Source organism: Agreia pratensis (assembly GCF_900177685.1).
GTDB lineage: Bacteria > Actinomycetota > Actinomycetes > Actinomycetales > Microbacteriaceae > Agreia > Agreia pratensis.
On the sequence record NZ_FXAY01000003.1, the window covers coordinates 226,236 to 244,628 of the forward strand.

Annotated in this window: 17 protein-coding genes; 8 read left to right on the forward strand and 9 right to left on the reverse strand. The window is 65.0% G+C overall.

Annotated features, from left to right (window positions below):
- The 3 genes from B9Y86_RS10665 to B9Y86_RS10675 are packed head-to-tail and all read right to left on the reverse strand — an operon-like array spanning position 1 to position 2,274.
- Complete coding sequence (locus tag B9Y86_RS10665; protein ID WP_176223338.1) at positions 1–942, reverse strand: carbohydrate kinase family protein; 942 nt, start codon at positions 940–942, stop codon at positions 1–3.
- Positions 935–1,858 (reverse strand): pseudouridine-5'-phosphate glycosidase, encoded by a 924-nt coding sequence (locus B9Y86_RS10670; protein ID WP_085485810.1) that lies wholly within the window; start codon positions 1,856–1,858, stop codon positions 935–937. Before B9Y86_RS10670 ends, B9Y86_RS10665 begins: the two co-directional genes overlap by 8 nt.
- Before the next feature lie 8 nt (positions 1,859–1,866).
- The gene (locus tag B9Y86_RS10675; protein ID WP_085485812.1) at positions 1,867–2,274 is read right to left on the reverse strand and encodes a hypothetical protein; all 408 of its coding nucleotides are present in this window, start codon (positions 2,272–2,274) and stop codon (positions 1,867–1,869) included.
- A gap of 79 nt (positions 2,275–2,353) precedes the next feature.
- Here B9Y86_RS10675 and B9Y86_RS10680 point away from each other — a divergent pair, with 79 nt between their 5' ends.
- From B9Y86_RS10680 to B9Y86_RS10690, 3 genes are all read left to right on the forward strand, one after another.
- Positions 2,354–3,364: an epimerase gene (locus B9Y86_RS10680; RefSeq protein WP_139824863.1), complete on the forward strand. Its 1,011-nt coding sequence runs from the start codon at positions 2,354–2,356 to the stop codon at positions 3,362–3,364.
- 12 nt (positions 3,365–3,376) lie between these two features.
- Positions 3,377–3,733: a DUF6804 family protein gene (locus B9Y86_RS10685; protein ID WP_085485816.1), complete on the forward strand. Its 357-nt coding sequence runs from the start codon at positions 3,377–3,379 to the stop codon at positions 3,731–3,733.
- 211 nt (positions 3,734–3,944) lie between these two features.
- Positions 3,945–6,065 (forward strand): DEAD/DEAH box helicase, encoded by a 2,121-nt coding sequence (locus B9Y86_RS10690; protein WP_085485818.1) that lies wholly within the window; start codon positions 3,945–3,947, stop codon positions 6,063–6,065.
- Here the strand turns inward: B9Y86_RS10690 and B9Y86_RS10695 are convergent.
- Positions 6,062–6,610, reverse strand: a complete 549-nt coding sequence (locus B9Y86_RS10695) for a CGNR zinc finger domain-containing protein (protein WP_085485820.1) — start codon at positions 6,608–6,610, stop codon at positions 6,062–6,064. The two genes, B9Y86_RS10690 and B9Y86_RS10695, sit on opposite strands and share 4 nt — an antisense overlap.
- 55 nt (positions 6,611–6,665) lie before the next feature.
- Between B9Y86_RS10695 and B9Y86_RS10700 the strand changes: the two genes are divergently transcribed.
- Positions 6,666–7,070: a carboxymuconolactone decarboxylase family protein gene (locus B9Y86_RS10700; RefSeq protein WP_085485822.1), complete on the forward strand. Its 405-nt coding sequence runs from the start codon at positions 6,666–6,668 to the stop codon at positions 7,068–7,070.
- The gene (locus B9Y86_RS10705) at positions 7,067–7,960 is read left to right on the forward strand and encodes a phosphotriesterase family protein (RefSeq protein ID WP_085485824.1); all 894 of its coding nucleotides are present in this window, start codon (positions 7,067–7,069) and stop codon (positions 7,958–7,960) included. The genes B9Y86_RS10700 and B9Y86_RS10705 overlap by 4 nt, the downstream gene beginning before the upstream one ends.
- A gap of 8 nt (positions 7,961–7,968) precedes the next feature.
- On the opposite strand, the gene B9Y86_RS10710 is transcribed toward B9Y86_RS10705, so the two are convergent.
- Positions 7,969–9,015, reverse strand: a complete 1,047-nt coding sequence (locus B9Y86_RS10710) for a glutathione S-transferase family protein (RefSeq protein WP_085485826.1) — start codon at positions 9,013–9,015, stop codon at positions 7,969–7,971.
- A gap of 80 nt (positions 9,016–9,095) precedes the next feature.
- Between B9Y86_RS10710 and B9Y86_RS10715 the strand changes: the two genes are divergently transcribed.
- Both B9Y86_RS10715 and B9Y86_RS10720 read left to right on the forward strand, forming a co-directional pair.
- Positions 9,096–10,214 (forward strand): magnesium and cobalt transport protein CorA, encoded by a 1,119-nt coding sequence (locus B9Y86_RS10715; RefSeq protein ID WP_244894718.1) that lies wholly within the window; start codon positions 9,096–9,098, stop codon positions 10,212–10,214.
- Between the two features lie 94 nt (positions 10,215–10,308).
- A complete protein-coding gene (locus B9Y86_RS10720; protein WP_228515467.1) occupies positions 10,309–11,931 on the forward strand; it encodes a stealth family protein in 1,623 nt (540 codons plus the stop codon).
- A 33-nt stretch (positions 11,932–11,964) separates the two neighbouring features.
- Here the strand turns inward: B9Y86_RS10720 and B9Y86_RS10725 are convergent, their stop codons facing one another.
- From B9Y86_RS10725 to B9Y86_RS10735, 3 genes are all read right to left on the reverse strand, one after another.
- A complete protein-coding gene (locus tag B9Y86_RS10725) occupies positions 11,965–12,921 on the reverse strand; it encodes a phosphodiesterase (protein ID WP_085485830.1) in 957 nt (318 codons plus the stop codon).
- 100 nt (positions 12,922–13,021) lie between these two features.
- On the reverse strand, positions 13,022–15,157 hold the full coding sequence (locus B9Y86_RS10730; RefSeq protein ID WP_085485832.1) for a S9 family peptidase: 2,136 nt from the start codon (positions 15,155–15,157) through the stop codon (positions 13,022–13,024).
- Positions 15,154–16,578, reverse strand: coding sequence for a maltokinase N-terminal cap-like domain-containing protein (locus B9Y86_RS10735; protein ID WP_085485834.1), 1,425 nt, complete (start codon positions 16,576–16,578; stop codon positions 15,154–15,156). Before B9Y86_RS10735 ends, B9Y86_RS10730 begins: the two co-directional genes overlap by 4 nt.
- A 68-nt stretch (positions 16,579–16,646) precedes the next feature.
- Between B9Y86_RS10735 and B9Y86_RS10740 the strand changes: the two genes are divergently transcribed.
- Entirely contained in the window at positions 16,647–17,486 is an 840-nt protein-coding gene (locus B9Y86_RS10740; RefSeq protein WP_085485836.1) for an aldo/keto reductase, read from the forward strand.
- Between the two features lie 20 nt (positions 17,487–17,506).
- On the opposite strand, the gene B9Y86_RS10745 is transcribed toward B9Y86_RS10740, so the two are convergent.
- Positions 17,507–18,373: an alpha/beta hydrolase fold domain-containing protein gene (locus tag B9Y86_RS10745; RefSeq protein ID WP_085485838.1), complete on the reverse strand. Its 867-nt coding sequence runs from the start codon at positions 18,371–18,373 to the stop codon at positions 17,507–17,509.
- Positions 18,374–18,393: the final 20 nt, after the last annotated feature.

Sequence of the window (18,393 nt, forward strand, 5' to 3'; positions counted from 1 at the left end):
TTACGCGGTGGGCCCCGGCCTCGCCCCAACTCCGGCGACGGCGCGTGCCGCGGCGTCGAGTCCTCTCGATACGGCTCGCGCAAGAGCGTCGCGATCTCGGCTGGGGTCATGAAGCAGCTCGGCCAAGAAGGAGGCGCAGAACGCATCTCCCGCCCCGGTCGTATCGACGGCGTGCATGGCCTTGCTCGGAGCAGAGAGGCGGACGCCGTCGTTCGTGCCCAGGGCGACGCCATCCCGGCCGAGTGTGAGAGCGACGAGCGCAAAGCGTTCGACCAGAGCGTCGACGATGGATGCAGGATCCTCGAGGCCGGTGAGCGCTCGACCTTCATCGAGATTGGGAACGATGATGTCTGCCCCTGCGATGGCATCGAGGAAACGATCGCGGCCGAAGTCTTCTATGAAACCGGCAGATCCCGGATCGATGCTCACCGTGGCGGCCGCGTCGTGCGCTCGGCGGATGAGATCGGGAAAGTCCGATGTTCGTTCGTGCCGAAAGACGGAGTAGCCGGTGAAGTGCAGGTGGTTCGCTCGCGCCAGACGTTCGGGGCCGATATCGCGAGGGGAAAGCGCTGCGTTCGCTCCTCGCTGGGTGAGCATGGTGCGTGCTCCGTCGGCCGAGACGATCACGACGATCGCGCCTGTCGGGAGGTCTGGTTCGCCGAGAAGATGAGGACTCACCCGAGCCTCGACGAGGAGCGCGCGATGCCGCTCGAGATCGGTCACGTGCACCCTGCCCACGAAGTCGACATGGCATCCGGCCCAGGCCAACCATGCAGCAGAGTTGGCGGCAGATCCGCCGGCCGCGCGCACGATACTGGCGGGGGTGTCGGTGTCGGGCCGGATGTCTCCTATGGGAGTGACGATGATGTCGTCGATCACATCGCCGAATACGACGACGCGCGGCGACCCCGCCGAGATCTGCACGGCGCCGCGATCACTCACGTGTGGACGCACGCTCGCTCCACGCGATGGCGATGTCGGCCGCGAGACGCACGTTGTTGCGTGCGATGTCGAGGTTGACCTCGAGACTCTTACCACCCGATGCGTCGACGATGAACCCGAGCAGAAACGGTGTGACCGCCTTGCCGTGCACTCCTGCGGCTTCTGCAGCGGCGAACGCCTGGGCGAGAACGCGGTCGTGCTCGTCGGGATCCCACTGCTGATCTAGTGGAATCGGGTTCGCGACCACGATGCCCTGACCGTGCCCCAACGCATCTTGGCTGTGCATGACCTCGGCTATCTCAGCTGCGGAGTCGACGGACCAGTCGATGGTGTGACCGGAATCGCGGAGCCAGAAGCTCGGAAAATTCGTGGTGCGATAACCGATGACCGGAACCGAGAGCGTCTCGAGTCGCTCAAGAGTCGCGCCGATGTCGAGGACGCTCTTGACTCCCGCAGAGACGACGGCGACAGGCGAGATGGCAAGCGCAGAGAGATCGGCCGACTCGTCGAAGGTCTGGCCCGCGCCGCGGTGCACTCCACCGAGGCCACCCGTGGCGAAGACTCTGACACCCGCCTTGCTCGCGAGATAGGCGGTCGCCGCCACCGTGGTCGCGCCGCTGATCCGCTTGGCCGAGAGGATCGGAAGGTCGCGCACGCTCGCCTTCGCCATGTCTTCGGATGCTATGCGCTCGACGCCCTCGGCATCCAGGCCGATGCGGGGCACGCCATCGAGAACGGCGATGGTGGCGGCCGTGACGCCGCGCGAGCGCAGAATCTCCTCGAACTCACGCGCCGCCTCGAGGTTGCGCGGGCGCGGCAGACCGTGGGAGATGATCGTCGATTCGAGTGCCACGACGGGCCGGCCATCGGCCAGCGCGTCAGCGACGGCGGCTGAGACCCGAAGGGGCGACGTCATCCCCCGGCTCAGCCCAGTCGCTCGCGAAGGGCGGCGACGGGGTCTGGTGCCTGGAGCACGCCCGGGCCGAATCGCAGAACCGTGACCGTGTGCGATACGGGCCCCGCTCCAGCGGAGAGGCGGGTGGCAATGGTCGCCCGCTCCCAGGTGAGGATGGCCTCCTGAGCCAACTGAACCGTCAGGGCGAGGGGCTGCGTATTGCCGACTCGCTGAGCAGGCAGGGTGTAGCCGCCGAGAGCCGCGAGGGCGTCGTAGATGTCGGACACCTCGCGCTGCGGCAACGGGGCTGACGCCTGGGGCTGGAAGACGGCGACGAACAGTCGCGCCGCGAGCTCGACGGGGTCGGCGTTCCAGACGCCTTCGGGGCCGGAGAACAGGGCGGGGGAAGGGGCGCCGAAGGGCACAGGTGAGGTCATAAGAAAAACTTAGCGCCGCGGCACGTCTCGAACAATCAAGATGGCCGTGAATGTCGGGAGCGTCGACCAGACTGGAGCCATGACTCCCGATTCGCAAGACCCGCTCGCCACCCACCGCGCCGTGCTCGCCGGTGCCAGCGGCTTCATCGGGGGAGTGCTGCAGCGCGAGCTCCGTGCAGAAGGATACGAGGTCGCTCTCATCGGTCGCTCGTCGGACGCCGTGGGCTGGCACGAGACCGAGGCGATCGACGCCGCCATCGATGGCGCCTCGCTCGTCATCAACCTTGCCGGAAAGAGCGTGAACTGCAGATACACCGAGAGCAATCGCGCTGAGATCAGACGGTCCCGCGTAGACACGACTCGAATCCTCCGCGAGTCCATCTCTCGGGTCGCATCTCCGCCGGCACTGTGGCTGAATTCGAGCACGGCCACCATCTATCGACACGCAGAGGATCGACCCCAGACCGAGTCCGAGGGCGAGATCGGCACCGGGTTCTCCGTCTCGATCGCTACCGACTGGGAGGAATCGTTCTTCGCGGGCGAGCTTCCTCAGACCAGGCGGGTCGCGCTGAGAATGGCGATCGTTCTCGGTCGCGGTGGCGCGCTGACACCTCTCATCCGCGTGGCCAGGCTCGGGCTCGGCGGAACTCAGCACGACGGCTGGTGGTTCCGCTCTCTCTTCGGGTCCGCTGCCAGGCGTCGGGCAGGGGTCTGGCACGAGAAGAGGGGAACGAAGGGCCTGCAGAGGTTCAGTTGGGTGCATATCGACGACGTCGTGGCCATCGTGCGGTTCATCCGCGACAGACCGAACATCGATGGCGTCGTCAACGTGTGCGCCCCGGAGCCGAGTGACAACAGACGGCTGATGGCTCTCCTGCGACGCAACGTCGGCGCGCCCGTCGGGCTGCCGGCCTTCCGCTGGATGCTCGAAATCGCCATGTGGGTGCTTCGAACAGAGACGGAACTCGTTCTGAAGAGCCGCTGGGTCGTGCCCGAAAGATTGCAGAATGCGGGCTACGTCTTTCGTCACAGCACCCTTGAACACGCGCTCGACGAGCTCGCGCGGCCAGCACCCACGGCGACCCGTTAAGCTGGCGGCACGATGTCGCAGCGCTATCCGAACCCGTCCTTCGCCCGTCTCGCACTCGCGCCCGGACTCCTGGCGGCCATCGTCTTGCTCGCGGGCGTCGCTCTGATCGACAGCGAATGGTTCACGATCTTCCGTTATGCGATCAGCATCCTCGCGGCGATCATCGGTGTCTTCGCATTCCAGGCCAAGCAGTGGTGGTGGCTGCCTGCTCTTGCCGCCATCGTGGTTCTCTGGAACCCGATCGTGCCTCTCGAACTGGAACTGTTCGTCTGGCAGATTCTGCATCTCGCGGCGGCCGTCGTCTTCGTGGCCGCGGGCCTGCTGATCAAGGTACCCCAGGCGCCAGACTCGGCATCCGCCCGTCGTTAAAGCGGCGGCGGCACGTGCCGTCGGCCCGTTGACGTAGACTGTCTGCAGGCCGGGCCGCTTCACTCTCCCCGTCGACCGTGACAATGTCATGTTGCTCGACGCCCACACCCGGCCCGCACGACCGCACCGATCCCGGCCAGGGATCGTTATTGAAGCATCGTCGTCCACAGAGGGAGCACGGACGGCGGGGCCCACACTCCACAGGAGGAGCATGTCTCGATCCGGCGGACGCCGATCACCCAAGAGCGTCGACAACACCGGCCTCATCCCGATCCTCGCGCGCAAAGTGCGCGAGGTCGAAGCGGCGGCACAGCGCGGAAAGGTCGCGCCTTCGAACCGCACCAAATTCCTCGTGGTGGCCCTTCTCGCCCGCGAGGAGCGCATCTCGGTTCGGAACAACCCCGAGTTGTCCGACGCCGACCGTGCCGAGCAGATCAAGCGTCTCGACGGTATCGGATCGATTCTCGCCAAGACGGCGGCACGCGATACCTCGCTGATCACACTTCTCGAGAACGATGCGCCGATTTCGCCCGTTGCTCAGAAGCTGCGCCGCCAGTATCTCGAAGAGGCCGGAGTCGACGTGCCCGACGAGATCGTCGAAGCGCCCAAACAGACAACCATGCTGCCTCCGGAGCTCGCTGAGCGACAGGTGATTCCGCAGTCGGTCAAGGCACGCCAGCTCGCGAACCCGTTCCTGGCCCCCGACTTCTCATCCGCTTCGACGCAGAAGCATTCGTCGCACGGACGGCTGTCTAACTGGGAGCTGCTCGGACCTCTCTTCCGCGCCTTCGAATACGGTGCGGGCGGCCAGGTCGCGAGCATGGAACTCCCCGAGGCACCCCGCATCGACAGGCTTTCACCACCCGGGCAAGAACTCATGCGACACCAGGCCCGTTTCGTCGCGAGCGTGGCTCACGGCCACCGCTCGTTCCTGCTCGCAGACGAACCCGGTCTCGGAAAGACGGCCCAGTCGCTGCTGGCCGCATCCGTCGCCGATGCATACCCCCTGCTCGCGGTCGTGCCGAACGTCGTGAAGATGAACTGGGCCCGCGAGGTCGAGTTGTGGACTCCCCACCGGCGTGCGACGGTCATCCACGGCGACGGAGCGGGCCTCGATGCCTTCGCCGACGTCGTGATCGTGAACTACGAAGTGCTCGACCGGCACCTCGCCTGGCTGAGCACCCTCGGGTTCCGCGGCATGGTCGTCGACGAGGCGCACTTCATCAAGAACCTGTCGTCGCAACGGTCGAAGCACGTGCTCGCCCTCGCCGAGCGCATCCGGTCGCAGGCACCCGGCGGCAATCCGCTGATGATGGCGCTCACAGGAACGCCGCTCATCAACGACATCGACGACTTCCGCGCGATCTGGCAGCTCCTGGGCTGGATCGACGGCACCAAGCCGACGTCGCAGCTGATGGAGAAACTCGAGGAGACGGGTCTCACCCCCGCCGACTTCGGCTTCTTCTCCGAGGCACGCGAAGCAGTCATCGACATGGGAATCGTGCGGCGTCGCAAGCTCGACGTTGCCGCCGACCTGCCGGCCAAGAGGATCGTCGATCTTCCTGTGGAGCTCGACGATGATCTGGGTCGTTCGATCCGAGAGGCTGAGGCCGAGCTCGGCCGCCGGCTCGTCACCCGCTACACGCGGTTGCTCGCCGCGCGTACGAAGTCAGATCCGGATGCCGAGGTCTCGACAGAGAATCTGATGCGGGCGGTCGCGCGTCAGGAGGTCGAGGAGTCCAAGGCGCAGGGCGGTAGCGGGGACAACGTCTTCACCATGGTGCGTCTCATCGGTCAGGCCAAGGCATCGCTTGCCGCGGACTACACGGCCCAGCTCGCCCGGTCGGTGGGCAAGGTGGTCTTCTTCGCCAAGCACATCGACGTGATGGACCAGGCTGAGGAGGCCTTCGCCAAGGCGGGCCTGCAGACCGTCTCCATCCGCGGAGATCAGTCTGCGCTGCACCGGCAGAAGGAGATCGACGCGTTCAACAACGATCCGGCTGTTTCGGTCGCCGTCTGTTCGCTGACGGCTGCCGGTGTCGGGCTCAACCTCCAGGCCGCGTCGAACGTCGTGCTCGCCGAGCTGTCGTGGACCGCCGCCGAGCAGACGCAGGCAATCGACCGCGTACACCGCATCGGCCAGGAGGAACCCGTGACGGCGTGGCGCATCGTGGCGGCCCAGACGATCGACGCGAAGATCGCCGAGCTCATCGACAGCAAGCAGGGTCTCGCGGCCCGCGCCCTCGACGGCAGCGATGAGGAGGTCTCGTCGGGCGACAGCGTTCAGCTGGATGCGCTCGTGCACCTTCTCGAGCAGGCCCTGGAGAGCTAACTCCGCGACGCGGCGCTCTGACGTGCGCGATGTGCACGGACGCGGCCGCGGCTGGCGCAGGCGGGTGACGGGCACCACTGCCGTCTGCCGGAGGTGTCGAGGAACACCCACCTGCAGTCGACCTCTGCGCACTCTTTCAGGAGAGCTCGGTCTGGTCCGTTCAGCGTGACAAGCGCCTGAACGGCGATGGCGCTCAGCGCGTCGTCTGTTTCGGCGCCGCGTTCCGCGATGTCGGCGAAGTCGAGAGCGGTATGAGCCGAAGCGACGGCTCGAACGTGGCTCAGGGCGTTGCGGGTAGGCGCGCGCAGCGCCACTGCGGCCATTGCAAGGTCGCGGAGCGCCTCTCGAAGCTGCACGAGATGGGCGAGGTCGTCGGTGGTGACGGCGTCACGTGGCGGAAACCCGATAGCGCTGAGCCAGTGCTCCGCGGCTTCGATAGTTGCGAGCCGTTCGACGGGTCGCGAGCCGAAACTCTGCCCACGGGTTGCCAGCAGGTTCAACCACGTCGCTCCTCCGTCGAATCGGAACTCGGAGTTCGTGTGCATTCGGCCAGTGTAACGTTCTAAGCGTTACGAAGTACCGAACGAGTGGAGATAGCCGATGGATGGTGTGTTCGATCTGGCTGCGGGACGTGAGCGTCTGGCGGAGTTACAAGACGAGGCGACCACTGCGGCATGGCGGTCGACCGTCGACTCCGCGGCCCCCGGCTTCGACGAGTGGATTGTCGGCGCGATCTTCGGCGGTACGTACCAGCGCCAGCATCTGACGTCTCGAGACCGGCAGCTGCTGATCATCGGAGCGCTGACCGCTCTCGGAGGTGTGGACCCGCAGCTCTCGGGGCACTTTGAGACATCCCGACGTATCGGTATGACGCGCGATGAGATCGCCGAGGCGCTCGTTCATCTTGTGCCATACGTCGGTCTTCCACGAGCACTCGCGGCACTCCGCCTGCTACCAGCTGCGCCGACCTCGCAACCGCGCGCCGGTAGCAGCAGCTCAACATGAGCCGCACGATCAGGACAGTCCTGGGCGACATGGATCCCGCAGATGCCGGTGCCATCGACTCCCATGATCATCTTTTTCTGAGCACGCCCGTGCTGCCCGGCGATGGTCCGTTCGACGAAGCGAGCGCTGCGTCAGAGCTTCGAGCCTTCTCCGCCGCCGGAGGCGGCACGCTCGTTCAGTGGACACCGCGCGGGTTGACTCGCAATATGCCGGCGCTTCGGCGCATCAGTGAATCGACGGGCATCAGTATCGTGTGCGCCACTGGCCGACATCGCGCGGTCGTCTACCCGGAAGGCGCGAGGGAACCCGGCCTCGACCCGCGGCTGCTTGCCGCCGCGTTCACCGAAGACATCGTGAAGAACGCGTGCGGGCTCATCAAGGTAGGCGTCGGACCGGAGTGCATCGCCGCCGATGAGGCCGGAGCGCTTCACGCTGCTGCAGTGACGCATCACACCACCGGTGTGCCTATCGCCGTTCATCTAGAGGAGGGATCAGCATCCACATCGGTTATCGAGGCTCTTCGAGCCGACGACGTGCCAGAACGATCGATCGTGCTCGGGCATCTGGGAAGAAATCCGAGCGTGGGTCGCATTCTCGAGGCTGCGGAATCCGGCGCCTGGCTCTGTATGGACACGCCATCGCCGAGACATACCCAGAACGTCGACGAGCTCGCCCGTATTCTCGCGACGCTCATCGAACGCGGTCATCTGACGCAACTCCTGCTCGGCGCAGACACGACCGCCGCTCTGCTCGATGCGGCCCGGCCTCTCTTCGGGCCTTCGGGTCTCTTCGCGTCTGTCGCGCCGCGTCTGAGCGAGCTGCTCGGGGCGGATGCCGTGCGGCGGATGCTCATCGAGAATCCCGCCCGCGCGTGGTCCTTCGACGCGTGAGATTCCGCTCAGACGAGATCCGGCACTCTCTCTGCCGCAGGAGGGGGAGGCGGAGGCGTGCCGTCGCCGAACGGGCGCCCGCCCAGGGCGTCGCGACCCGAGGGCTCGAGCCATCCCGTCGCATCCGGACCCACCGGCACGATCTGGGTGGGGTTCAAATCGGTGTGCACGATGTAGTAGTGCTGTTTGATCTGCTCGAAATCGATGGTGTCGCCGAACCCGGGCGTCTGGAACAGGTCGCGCGCGTAAGCCCAGAGGACGGGCATCTCGGTGAGCTTCTGCCGGTTCGTCTTGAAGTGGCCGTGATAGACGGCATCGAAGCGAACAAGAGTGGTGAACAGTCGGATGTCTGCTTCGGTGATCGTGTCGCCCACCAGGTACCGTCTGGTGCTGAGCCGCTCGGTGAGCCAGTCGAGCCGGTCGAAGAGCGTGCGATAAGCGCGCTCGTAGGACTTCTGTGATCCGGCGAAACCGCACCGATAGACGCCGTTGTTCACGTCGGAGAAGACAACCGAGTTGACCTCATCGATCTCGGCCCTGAGGTGCTCGGGGTACAGCTGCGGTGCGCCCTCACGGTGGAAGGCTGTCCACTCCAGAGCGAAATCGATGGTGATCTGCGGGTAGTCGTTCGTGACCACCTGGCCGCTCGCGACCTCGACGATCGCTGGGACCGTGATTCCGCGTGGGTAGTCCGGAAAGCGCGCCAAGAACGCATCTTGCAAGCGCGGGATGCGCAGTACCGGGTCGAGGCCGTCAGGGTCGAGATCGAAGCTCCAGCTGCGTTTGTCGTGCACGGGGCCGGCTATGCCGAGAGAGATGGTCTTCTCGAGACCGAGGAGTCTCCGAGAGATGACCGCGCGGTTGGCCCAGGGGCATCCCCGGGCGACGATGAGCCTGTAGCGGTCGGACTCGACCGGCCAGAGCAGGCGCCCTTCGGCGTCGTGGCCCGACTCGGTTCTGAAGGCTGTGATGCGGTCGTCGATGTAGTTGGTGTCGCGGGTGAATTCGGCTCCGGCCGTTACATAGGAGCCGGCGGTGCTCAGGTCGTCGTTCATGTCTCGTTCACATCCATGTGTCAAGGTTAACCGCCCAAATCCGGGCGCGTGCAGAAGAGGTGACGATGAAGAAGCCCAGCGTGTCCCAGGCCCTCCGGGCGATGTCGTCCCTGCGACCGGGATCTCACCCGCACACGCCTTCCGTCGCAAAGGTCGAGGCCGCGCCTTCACCCCGACACAGCAGCACGGTCGATAATGCCGTGTACGCCGACGGTCGTCGTGTTCTCTCGCCGACGAGCCTCGAGGACACACTGTCGGGATGCGCCCGTTTCAGCGACTCGATGGCATGGATCGGGCTCTACCGGCCGAATGAGGCAGAGCTGGCCGCCATCCAGAAAGAATTCGACCTGCACCCCCTCGCCGTCGAAGACGCGATCGGTGCGCACCAGCGCCCCAAGCTCGAGCGCTACGGCGACACTCTCTTCGTCGTACTGAGGGCCGCGAGCTATTCCGACGAGCGAGAAGAGGTCGACTTCGGCGAACTCCATCTCTTTGTCGGGCCCAACTTCGTTGTCTCTGTGAGGCACAGCGAGTCACCCGATCTCGCCGTCGTGCGCCAGCGTATGGAAGCGGAGCCCGAGCTGCTCGCACTTGGCCCGGTCGCGGTGCTCTATGGCATCCTCGATGCGGTCGTCGATCAGTACCTGCCCGTCGTCTCGGGGCTCGAGAACGACATCGACGAGATCGAGGCGCAGGTCTTCGCCGGCGATGCCGAAGTGTCGAGGCGCATCTACGAACTCTCTCAGGAGGTGCTCGACTTTCAACGCGCGACTCTTCCGCTCGTGGGCATGCTCGAGACCCTCCGCGCCGGATTCGATGCGTTCGAGACCAACCTCGAGCTTCGCCGAGCACTCCGCGACGTGGCTGACCACACGGCGGTCGTGAACGATCGGGTCGAGGGATTCCGAGGCACGCTCCGGGAGATCCTTGCCGTGAACGCCACGCTCGTGGCGCAGCGCCAGAACGAAGACATGAAGGTGCTGGCAGAGGCAAGCAACCGCCAGAACGAGGAGGTGAAGAAGATCTCGGCCTGGGCCGCCATCTTCTTCGCTCCGACCGTGATCGCGGGCATCTACGGCATGAATTTCGACGCCATGCCCGAACTGCACTGGCAGTACGGGTACCCGGTCGCCATCGGCGTGATGCTGGTCGCCATGACGGGCCTGTACGTCATGTTCCGACGCCGGGGTTGGCTGTAATAACGCATCGCGTTCGACGTCGCGGACGCACGATAGAATAACGGAAGCGAAAACTGGGGCCGCCCCGTACTGCTCGGAAAGGCTTGATATCTACTTGTCTGGAAGCTCTGCCACTCACAACATCGACATCGACGAAGGTGTCGAGGCTTTCACCCCCGAAGAACTCTTCACAGCAGCCACGGGGGTGCATGGCGCACCTCGCTCGTGGCCCGAGGTGCACGGTCGCCCCGACGTCATCGTCAAGAAGGGTCTTGCGACCCTCATCAACACCTCGCTGACACCCCATCAGGCGATGGTCGAAGACCTGCTCTTCATTCGCGACGCGTTCATCGCGGGCGGCGTCGATTTCGTTCTCGTGCGCGGCAATGATGAGCGCCCGGTACTCGTGGTCGACGCTCCGCTGCGCCGACGGGTCGAGAAGACTCTCGCGGGCGCCTGCGCCGACGAGCCGTTCTATTCGCGCACGGTCGGCGGCCGGCGTCGGCCACCGGTGCTGCTGGGAGACGGCCTTCTTTCGGAGAAACGCTCGGCGATGATCTTCCGGCTGTTCCGTCCGAGACTCGAACCCCTGGGTGGTCTCAGTTACGGATCGTCGACCGGCATCGAATTGCAGTTCTGGAGTATCGAGGGCGACCACTACGTGTGTCCCGTCGAGAACTCGCTGACCCGCCGCGAGCTGCCCCTGGTCGAAGCCATTCCCGCGACGGTCGAGCTGTACGGCCGCAGCTGGGACACCTTTCAGGGCATGTTCGAACCGCACGCGACCGATGTCACCTTCGACATCGACCTCGTCTTCTCGTGGGTAGACGGCAACGACGTCGAGTATCAGAAAGCCAGGGCCGCCCGCATGGAGGGCGTCGTCGTCGGCGAGGGAGACGAGGCCGACGCCCGGTACCGCCAGGTCGACGAGCTGAAGTACGCCCTCAGGTCTGTCTACCTCTTCGCACCGTGGGTTCGAAACATCTTCATCGCGACGGATTCTCCGCGTCCCTCATGGCTCGATGATCATCCCCGCGTGCAACTCATGCGAAGCGAACAGTTCTTTGCCGATCCGTCGGTGCTGCCCACGCACAACTCGCAGGCCGTCGAGAGCCAGCTGCACAACATCCCGGGTCTGAGCGAGCATTTTCTGTATTCGAACGACGACATGTTCTTCGGTCGTCCTGTTCCGCCGTCGATGTTCTTTTCATCGGGCGGCGTCACCAAGTTCATCGAGGCGACGACTCGCATCGGCCTGGGGTTCAGTGATCCCAGCCGCAGCGGCTTCGAGAACTCGGCCCGAGTGAACCGCGACCTCCTGCTGAAGAAATTCGGGCACGTGATCACTCGCCATCTCGAACACACGCCCGCGCCGCTGCGCAAGAGTGTCATCGAACGCCTCGAGGCGGACTTTCCGGAGGAATTCCAGCGCACGGCTGCCAGTCGGTTCCGATCGAAGTCGGACATCTCGGTCACCAACTCGCTCTACCACTACTACGCATTGCTCGAGGGTCGAGCTGTCACTCAGGAAGACGCGAAGGTCCTCTATGTCGACACGACGCTGAAGAACGGTCTCGGCAGGCTCCCCGCGCTGCTGCGCCGCCGGCAATACGACCTCTTCTGCCTGAACGACGGTAGCTTTCCCGAAGTGCCCGCCGATGAGCGAGCCGAAGTGATGGTCGATTTCCTCGAGAAGTACTTCCCGATTCCCGCGCCGTGGGAGAAGATGTCCGCCTGAGACGAACTCCGTCTGAGCGATTCACCGACTCGATCAGGACGAGACGGTGACTCCCTCGGGAAGCAGCTGGGGAACGGTCAGAACAGGATCGATAGGAATCGCCGTCGGCTTCGCCGGGCGGATCACGACGTTCTCTCGTTCTAGGATGCGGGCGGTCTCCTCAGCCGAGGTGTACGACGTCGTACTGTACGTGCCGATCGGAACGACAGTGTGCAGGATCGTGTTCTCGTAGACGTGCACGAGGTTGAATCCCTGCGCGCCGTCTCTGGCGCGCGTGCCGCCCACAGGCACGTTGAGGTCCTGTGTGTAGCACGTGGCCGATGCGACAGACACGGGGATCCCGGCGAAGGTGGCCGTGCTCGAATAGTGCAGGTGTCCCGCGAGGATCGAGCGCACGTCGGTTCCCTCGAGAACTTCGGCCAGGGCCGACTGGTCTCTCAGCTCGACGAGTACCGCGAGGTCGAGAACGCTCGGCACGGGCGGGTGGTGCAGCGCCAGAATCGTGCCGTGGGGAGCGGGGGAGGAGAGCTCCTCGGCGAGCCAGTCGAGCTGCTCCGGCGTGATCTCGCCGTGGTGAGAGCCCGGCACACTCGAGTCGAGTGCGATGACGCGGAGTCCGTTCACATCGTGAACCCTGTCGATCGGCTTCATCGACGGAAGCTGACCGAGCAGGCCGGCCCTGAATGACGCCCGATTGTCGTGGTTTCCCATCACCCAGATGAGTTGGGCACCCAGACGCGCAGCCACCGGTTCGACCATGGCGCGCAGCTTCTCATAGGCGCGGGGATCGCCCTTGTCGGCGAGATCTCCTGTGAAGACGATCGCCTCGGGCCGCGCGTTCGAACTCTCGAGTTCGGTCAGCAGCTGGGCGAGGTGGGCCTCTGCATCTATCGCCCCGTAGAGAAGACCGTCTTCACCGATGAAGTGCGTGTCGCTCAGGTGCAGGATGAAGTGATCGGGGCGGGGGTACTCGGCGGTTCTGACAGGCATGTCAACCTCGGGTGTGATGCCGAAGGCTCGGGCGACCTCCGTGCGTTTGCATCCAATAAACCATGTCTCTTTGAATGACGGGTAAACGGCGCGCAGATTCCTAGGTATTTTTGATGGGCGCCGCGGCCCCGAGACCCATGCGATCGAGCACCCAGGCATATTCCTGGGCGACTTCCTTCCACCGTTCGTATCGACCGCTCACGCCGCCGTGCCCAGCCGTCATCTCGGTCAGCAACAGCACAGGCGCGCCCGCCTGCCTGAGGCGCGCCGCCCACTTGGCGGGCTCGACGTAGAGAACCCGCGTGTCGTTCAGGCTCGTCACCGCCATGATGGGCGGGTACCGGATGTCGTCGCGCACGTTTTCGTACGGCGAGTACGACTTCATATACGCATAGACGTCGGCGTCGTGCAGGGGATCGCCCCATTCGTCCCACTCGATCACCGTGAGCGGCAGGTCGGGATCGAGGATAGATGTGAGAGCGTCGACGAACGGAACCTGGGCGAGGATTCCGGCGAAACGATCGGGCGCGATGTTCGCGACCGCGCCCATGAGCAGGCCTCCTGCGCTTCCGCCCTGCGCAACCATCAGCTCGGGGGTCGTCCTGCCGGACTCGATGAGTTCGTCGGCTGCGGTGACGAAGTCGGTGAAGGTGTTCTTCTTCGCCAGCATCTTGCCTTGCTCGTACCAGGCTCGGCCCATCTCGCCACCGCCACGCACGTGAGCGATCGCGAAGACGACTCCCCGGTCGAGGAGCGAGATCCTCGGAACCGAGAAGCCAGGGTCGATGCTGGCCTCGTACGAGCCATAGCCGTAGAGGAGGGTGGGGCGCGGACTCCGCGGTTCGTCGACTCGGCGGCTGACGAGAGAGATGGGGATACGTGACCCGTCGTCCGCCGTCGCCCAGACGCGTTCCTGCTGGTAGTCGTCGGGGTCGTAGTCGCCCTGCACGGCCTGTCGCTTCAGCAGAGTCATCGTGTTGTCGGCGACAGAGAAGTCGTAGACCGTCGACGGGGTGACGAACGACGTGTAGCCGAGTCGCACCGTCTGTTGCGTCCACTCCGGATTGCCGCCTGTGCCGACCTGGAAGAGAGGTTCGTCGAACGGGATCTCCTCGATGGGGCCGAACGGTTCGGTGCCGCTCTGAAGGCGGATGACGGCGATTCGGGTGAGCCCGTCGCGGCGGTACTCGAGAGTGAGATGGTCGGCGAAGGCATCGACCTGTTCGATGCGACGTCCGGGGCTTGCCGGCACGAGCGTTCTCCAAGCCGTCTCATCGAGAGGCCGATCCGCAGGCACATCGATCACCTGAAAGTCCTCGGCGCCATCGTTGTTCACGATGAGCAGTCGGTCTTCCCCTGCAACGACGGCGTGTTCGACCTGGTATTCGACTCCTTCACGCCTCGGCCAGACGACCTGGAACTCGCCACCGAGGTCGAGAGTGTCGAGCAGGCGCACCTCGCTCGTGATCTTCGATGCGATGTCGAGCACGAGATACCTGCGGCTGCGAGTAAGGCCCACGCCGACCCAGAATCGTTCGTCGGGTTCGGTGAAGACGGCCAGGTCGTCGGATGCCGCGGTGCCGATCGTGTGGCGCCAGATGGTGTCGGGGCGCCAGGCATCGTCGACGGTCGGGTAGAAGACCACGCTGGCGTCGGGTGAGAAGGTCGCGCCCGGAAAAGTGTTGGGCACCACGTCGGCTCTATTGGAGCCTGTCTCGAGGTCACGGATGTAGAGGGTGTATCGCTCGTCACCGGTGGTATCGACCGAGTAGGCCAGCAGCCGTCCGTCCGTCGAGACGTCGAAGCTTCCGAGCGAGTAGAACTCGGTTCCCTCTGCCTCGACGTTGTCGTCGAGCAGAACCTCTTCTCGACTGTCTCCCGAGCCGACGTCGGGAGGGGTCCAGTCATCGTCGTGCGCTAGGGGGATCCGGCAATGAATGCCATACTGCTGGCCCTCTACCGTTCGCGAGTAATACCAGTACTGGCCGTGACGCACGGGAACCGACAAGTCCGTCTCGAGCGTGCGGGACTTGATCTCGTCGAAGATCGATTGCCGGAGCTCCGCGAGATGTTCTGTCGAGGAGTGTGTGAACGCGTTCTCCTCGTCGAGATAGGCGCGAACGGCGGGGTCGTCCTTGTCGCGAAGCCACTCGAAGTCGTCGATCACGGTGTCGCCGTGGTGGGTGCGCGGCGAAGGTCGACGCTCCGCTCGGGGAGCATCGGCGAATTCGGTCATGACAGAGCAACCAGTCTCGAGATCGCGGTCACGGGGATCGGCAGCCAGGCTGGCCGGTTTCGTGCCTCGTAGATGGATTCGTAGAGTGCCTTGTCGATCTCGAAGGCATCGAGAAGCACTCGGAAGTTCTCGATGTCCACGCCGGCGCGGTCGGAATATCCCTCGAGGAATGCTGCGCGCGCTGCCGAAGCCCAGTCGTGGGCTGATTCACCCGGGTGGGCCTGCTCGTAGGAGCCGGAGACATAGTCGAACGATCTGAGCATGCCTGCCACGTCGCGCAGAGTGAGATCCGGTTGCGACCTCTCGGCCAGGGGCCGGAGAGGCTCGCCTTCGAAGTCGAGGAGTACCCACCCGCGATCGGGAACGGCGACGACCTGACCGAGGTGATAGTCGCCGTGGATGCGCTGAAGCCGTGGCCACTCAGCCGACTCGGCCCCGGCGATGATGGCGTCGACGGCCGACGCGTAGACCCCGAGTTCGGGCACTTCGGCCACGGCGGCGACCAGGCGGCGCCGCATGCTCGCCGCCACCTGCGCCCTCTCGTCTGCGGCCGCGGACACCGTCGGCAGGATGTCGGCGAGAACAGCGTGCACCTCTGCGGTCGCCGCCCCGAGGCTTCGCGCACGGTCGCTGAAGTCCTCGCCGTGTTCTACGGCGTCGAGGGCGACGCGCCAGGCGTCTCGTACTCCCGGGAGGAATCGCTGAGCGAAAGCGAGATGCCCGCTGTCGACCGGAGAGTCGGCCGATGCCTCAGCTCGCCAGACGCCCGAGACGTAGCCGACAGACGGGGGAACGAGCGTGCATCCGGCCTCGGCGAGCGCCGACTGCACGACGATGTCTGGGTTCTCGCCGTGGTGGAGTGTGCGGAAGACCTTGCAGATGACGGGCACCGATGGCTCGCCCGACGCATCCACCGTCTCGAAGATGATCGACGTGTTCGACTGTTCACCGCGAAGCACGTGCGCCCCGGCGAAGATCGAGTGCGACGCCGTCGGATGGCGATGCCCTGCCGCCGCCGCACCCGACGAATGCGCGCTCTCGCTGCTCACACCGCCGTCGAGCATGAATGCGAGCAGTGCGGCGCAGTAGGCCGGGTCGTGCGGAGCGTCGTAGACCCAGAGTGTCGACGCCGATCCGTCGACGTCGCCGTCGACAGTGCCGACAAGAGTGGACTCGGCCGCGTCGACCCTGGGTGCCGAACGGTAGGCGAGGGGCACCTGGTAGAGAGTGGATGCCTCTCCCGACCCGTCGCGAAGCAGGTGCGTCACGAAAGCGGTCCCGTCGGGCGCGGGCGGAAGAAGCCACTCGCCGACAAGGGCGAGTTCGGCGGTCTGCGCCGTGCTCTGATACCACCGTTGGCGGGCGACCCAGCCGGGCAGAGTGTTCGGACGGCGATCAGGACGGACTGCACCAGCGCTCATTCTTTGACCCTACCCCGGGGGAGTGTCGACACCCAGGGGCTTGCCGGACTCAGGTTTAGGCTCGACGCATGACGATCGCACCCACTCACCTCCTCGCAGACGGCAACACCCTCCCCGCCCTAGGGCTGGGCACCTATCCATTGACGGGTGCCGAGGCGGTGTCCGCCGTGAGCTCGGGCCTGGCCGCAGGGTATCGGCTGATCGACAGCGCGGTGAACTACGGCAACGAGGATGCCGTGGGCGAGGCTGTGCGAAAGACCGATGTGCCTCGTGACGAGATCGTCGTCACCACGAAGCTGCCCGGTCGTGCCCACGGATACGAGAGCACGCTCGCATCGTTCCAGGAGTCGCTCGACAGGCTCGGGCTCGAGCGCATCGACCTGTATCTCATCCACTGGCCGAACCCCGGCGACGACCGCTACGTCGACAGCTGGCGTGCCATGGTGCACCTGCATGAGCAGGGTCTTGCACGCACGATCGGTGTGTCGAACTTCACCGAGGAGTACCTCACCCGCCTGCAGTCGGAGACCGGAGTGCTGCCCGCGGTGAATCAGATCGAACTGCACCCCTACTTCCCACAGCTCGCTCTCCTGGAATTCCACGAGGTGCACAACATCCGCACAGAATCGTGGAGTCCGTTGGGTAAGGGCTCTGATCTGCTGACATCGCCCGTGATCGTCGACGCTGCACGGGCACACGGGGTGACCGAGGCCCAGGTCGTGCTTCGGTGGCACGTTCAACTCGGCAGTGTGCCGCTTCCGAAGTCCGCCGATCCGGCGCGCCAGATCGAGAACCTCGAGGTCTTCGGCTTCGATCTCTCCCCGGCCGAGATGGAGGCCATCACCCTTCTGGGTCGGCCCGACGGTCGACTGTTCGGTGCAGATCCCGTGACGCACAACGAGCAGTGATGTGCAACGAGGAGGGACGCTCAGCCGAGCGCGCCGATGAGCTTCTCGACGATGGAACGTGCCTCGTCGCCTGACTCGCCCGGTGACATCGCGAAGACGTGGTTCGCTCCGGAGAAGGTGACCAGTTCGAAGTGGAGACCCGCGCTTTTCGCCCGAGCCTCGAGCCTCAGCGCATCCGGGTACAGGATGTCGTTGGTGCCGGCCAGCACGGTCGTCGGAGCGAGCCCGCCGAGTGATCCGTTGACAGGGCTGAGCCGGTAGCTCTCGGGATCATCGCCGTGGGCCCACGCGAGACCGTTCGGGAGGAGCGCCTTGCGGTCGAGTAGTACGTCCGTCGCGTCGATGGCCGGGATCTCGGGGTTTGTGAGAGTGAGATCGAGCCAGGGCGAGATCAGCACGATGCGATCGGGCTGGGGGAGCCCCTGCTCGACAAGACTCTGGGCGAATCCCAGAGCGAAGCCGCCTCCTGCGGATCCACCCATAAGAACGACCGGTGAATCGGGGTGCGATGCGCGCAGCTCGAGGTAGACGTCGAGCATCTGCTTGTACGCGACTCGGTAACCGTGTTCGGGGGCCAACGCGTAGACCGGCATGGTGATCGTCGCGTTCACGTTGCGAAGAACCTTCTCGAAGAATGGAGCGTGAAGGGCAGAAGCCTCGTGCACATACGACCCTCCGTGAATGAAGAGCACCTGAGGGTCGGTCGGCTTCGAGGCGCTCGAGAAGATCTCGCTCGTCACACCGGCCACGAGGACCTGCGCCGCGGGTTCTGCGCCGGATGCGGCCGCGACGCGCTCGGGTACGGCTGGATCCGATGACTGCTGGCAACCGCCCAGCGCAAGCGACGCGAGCAGGATTGCACACCCGAGGACCAGCTGTCGGCGCATGGGCGATTCAAGTCCATCTG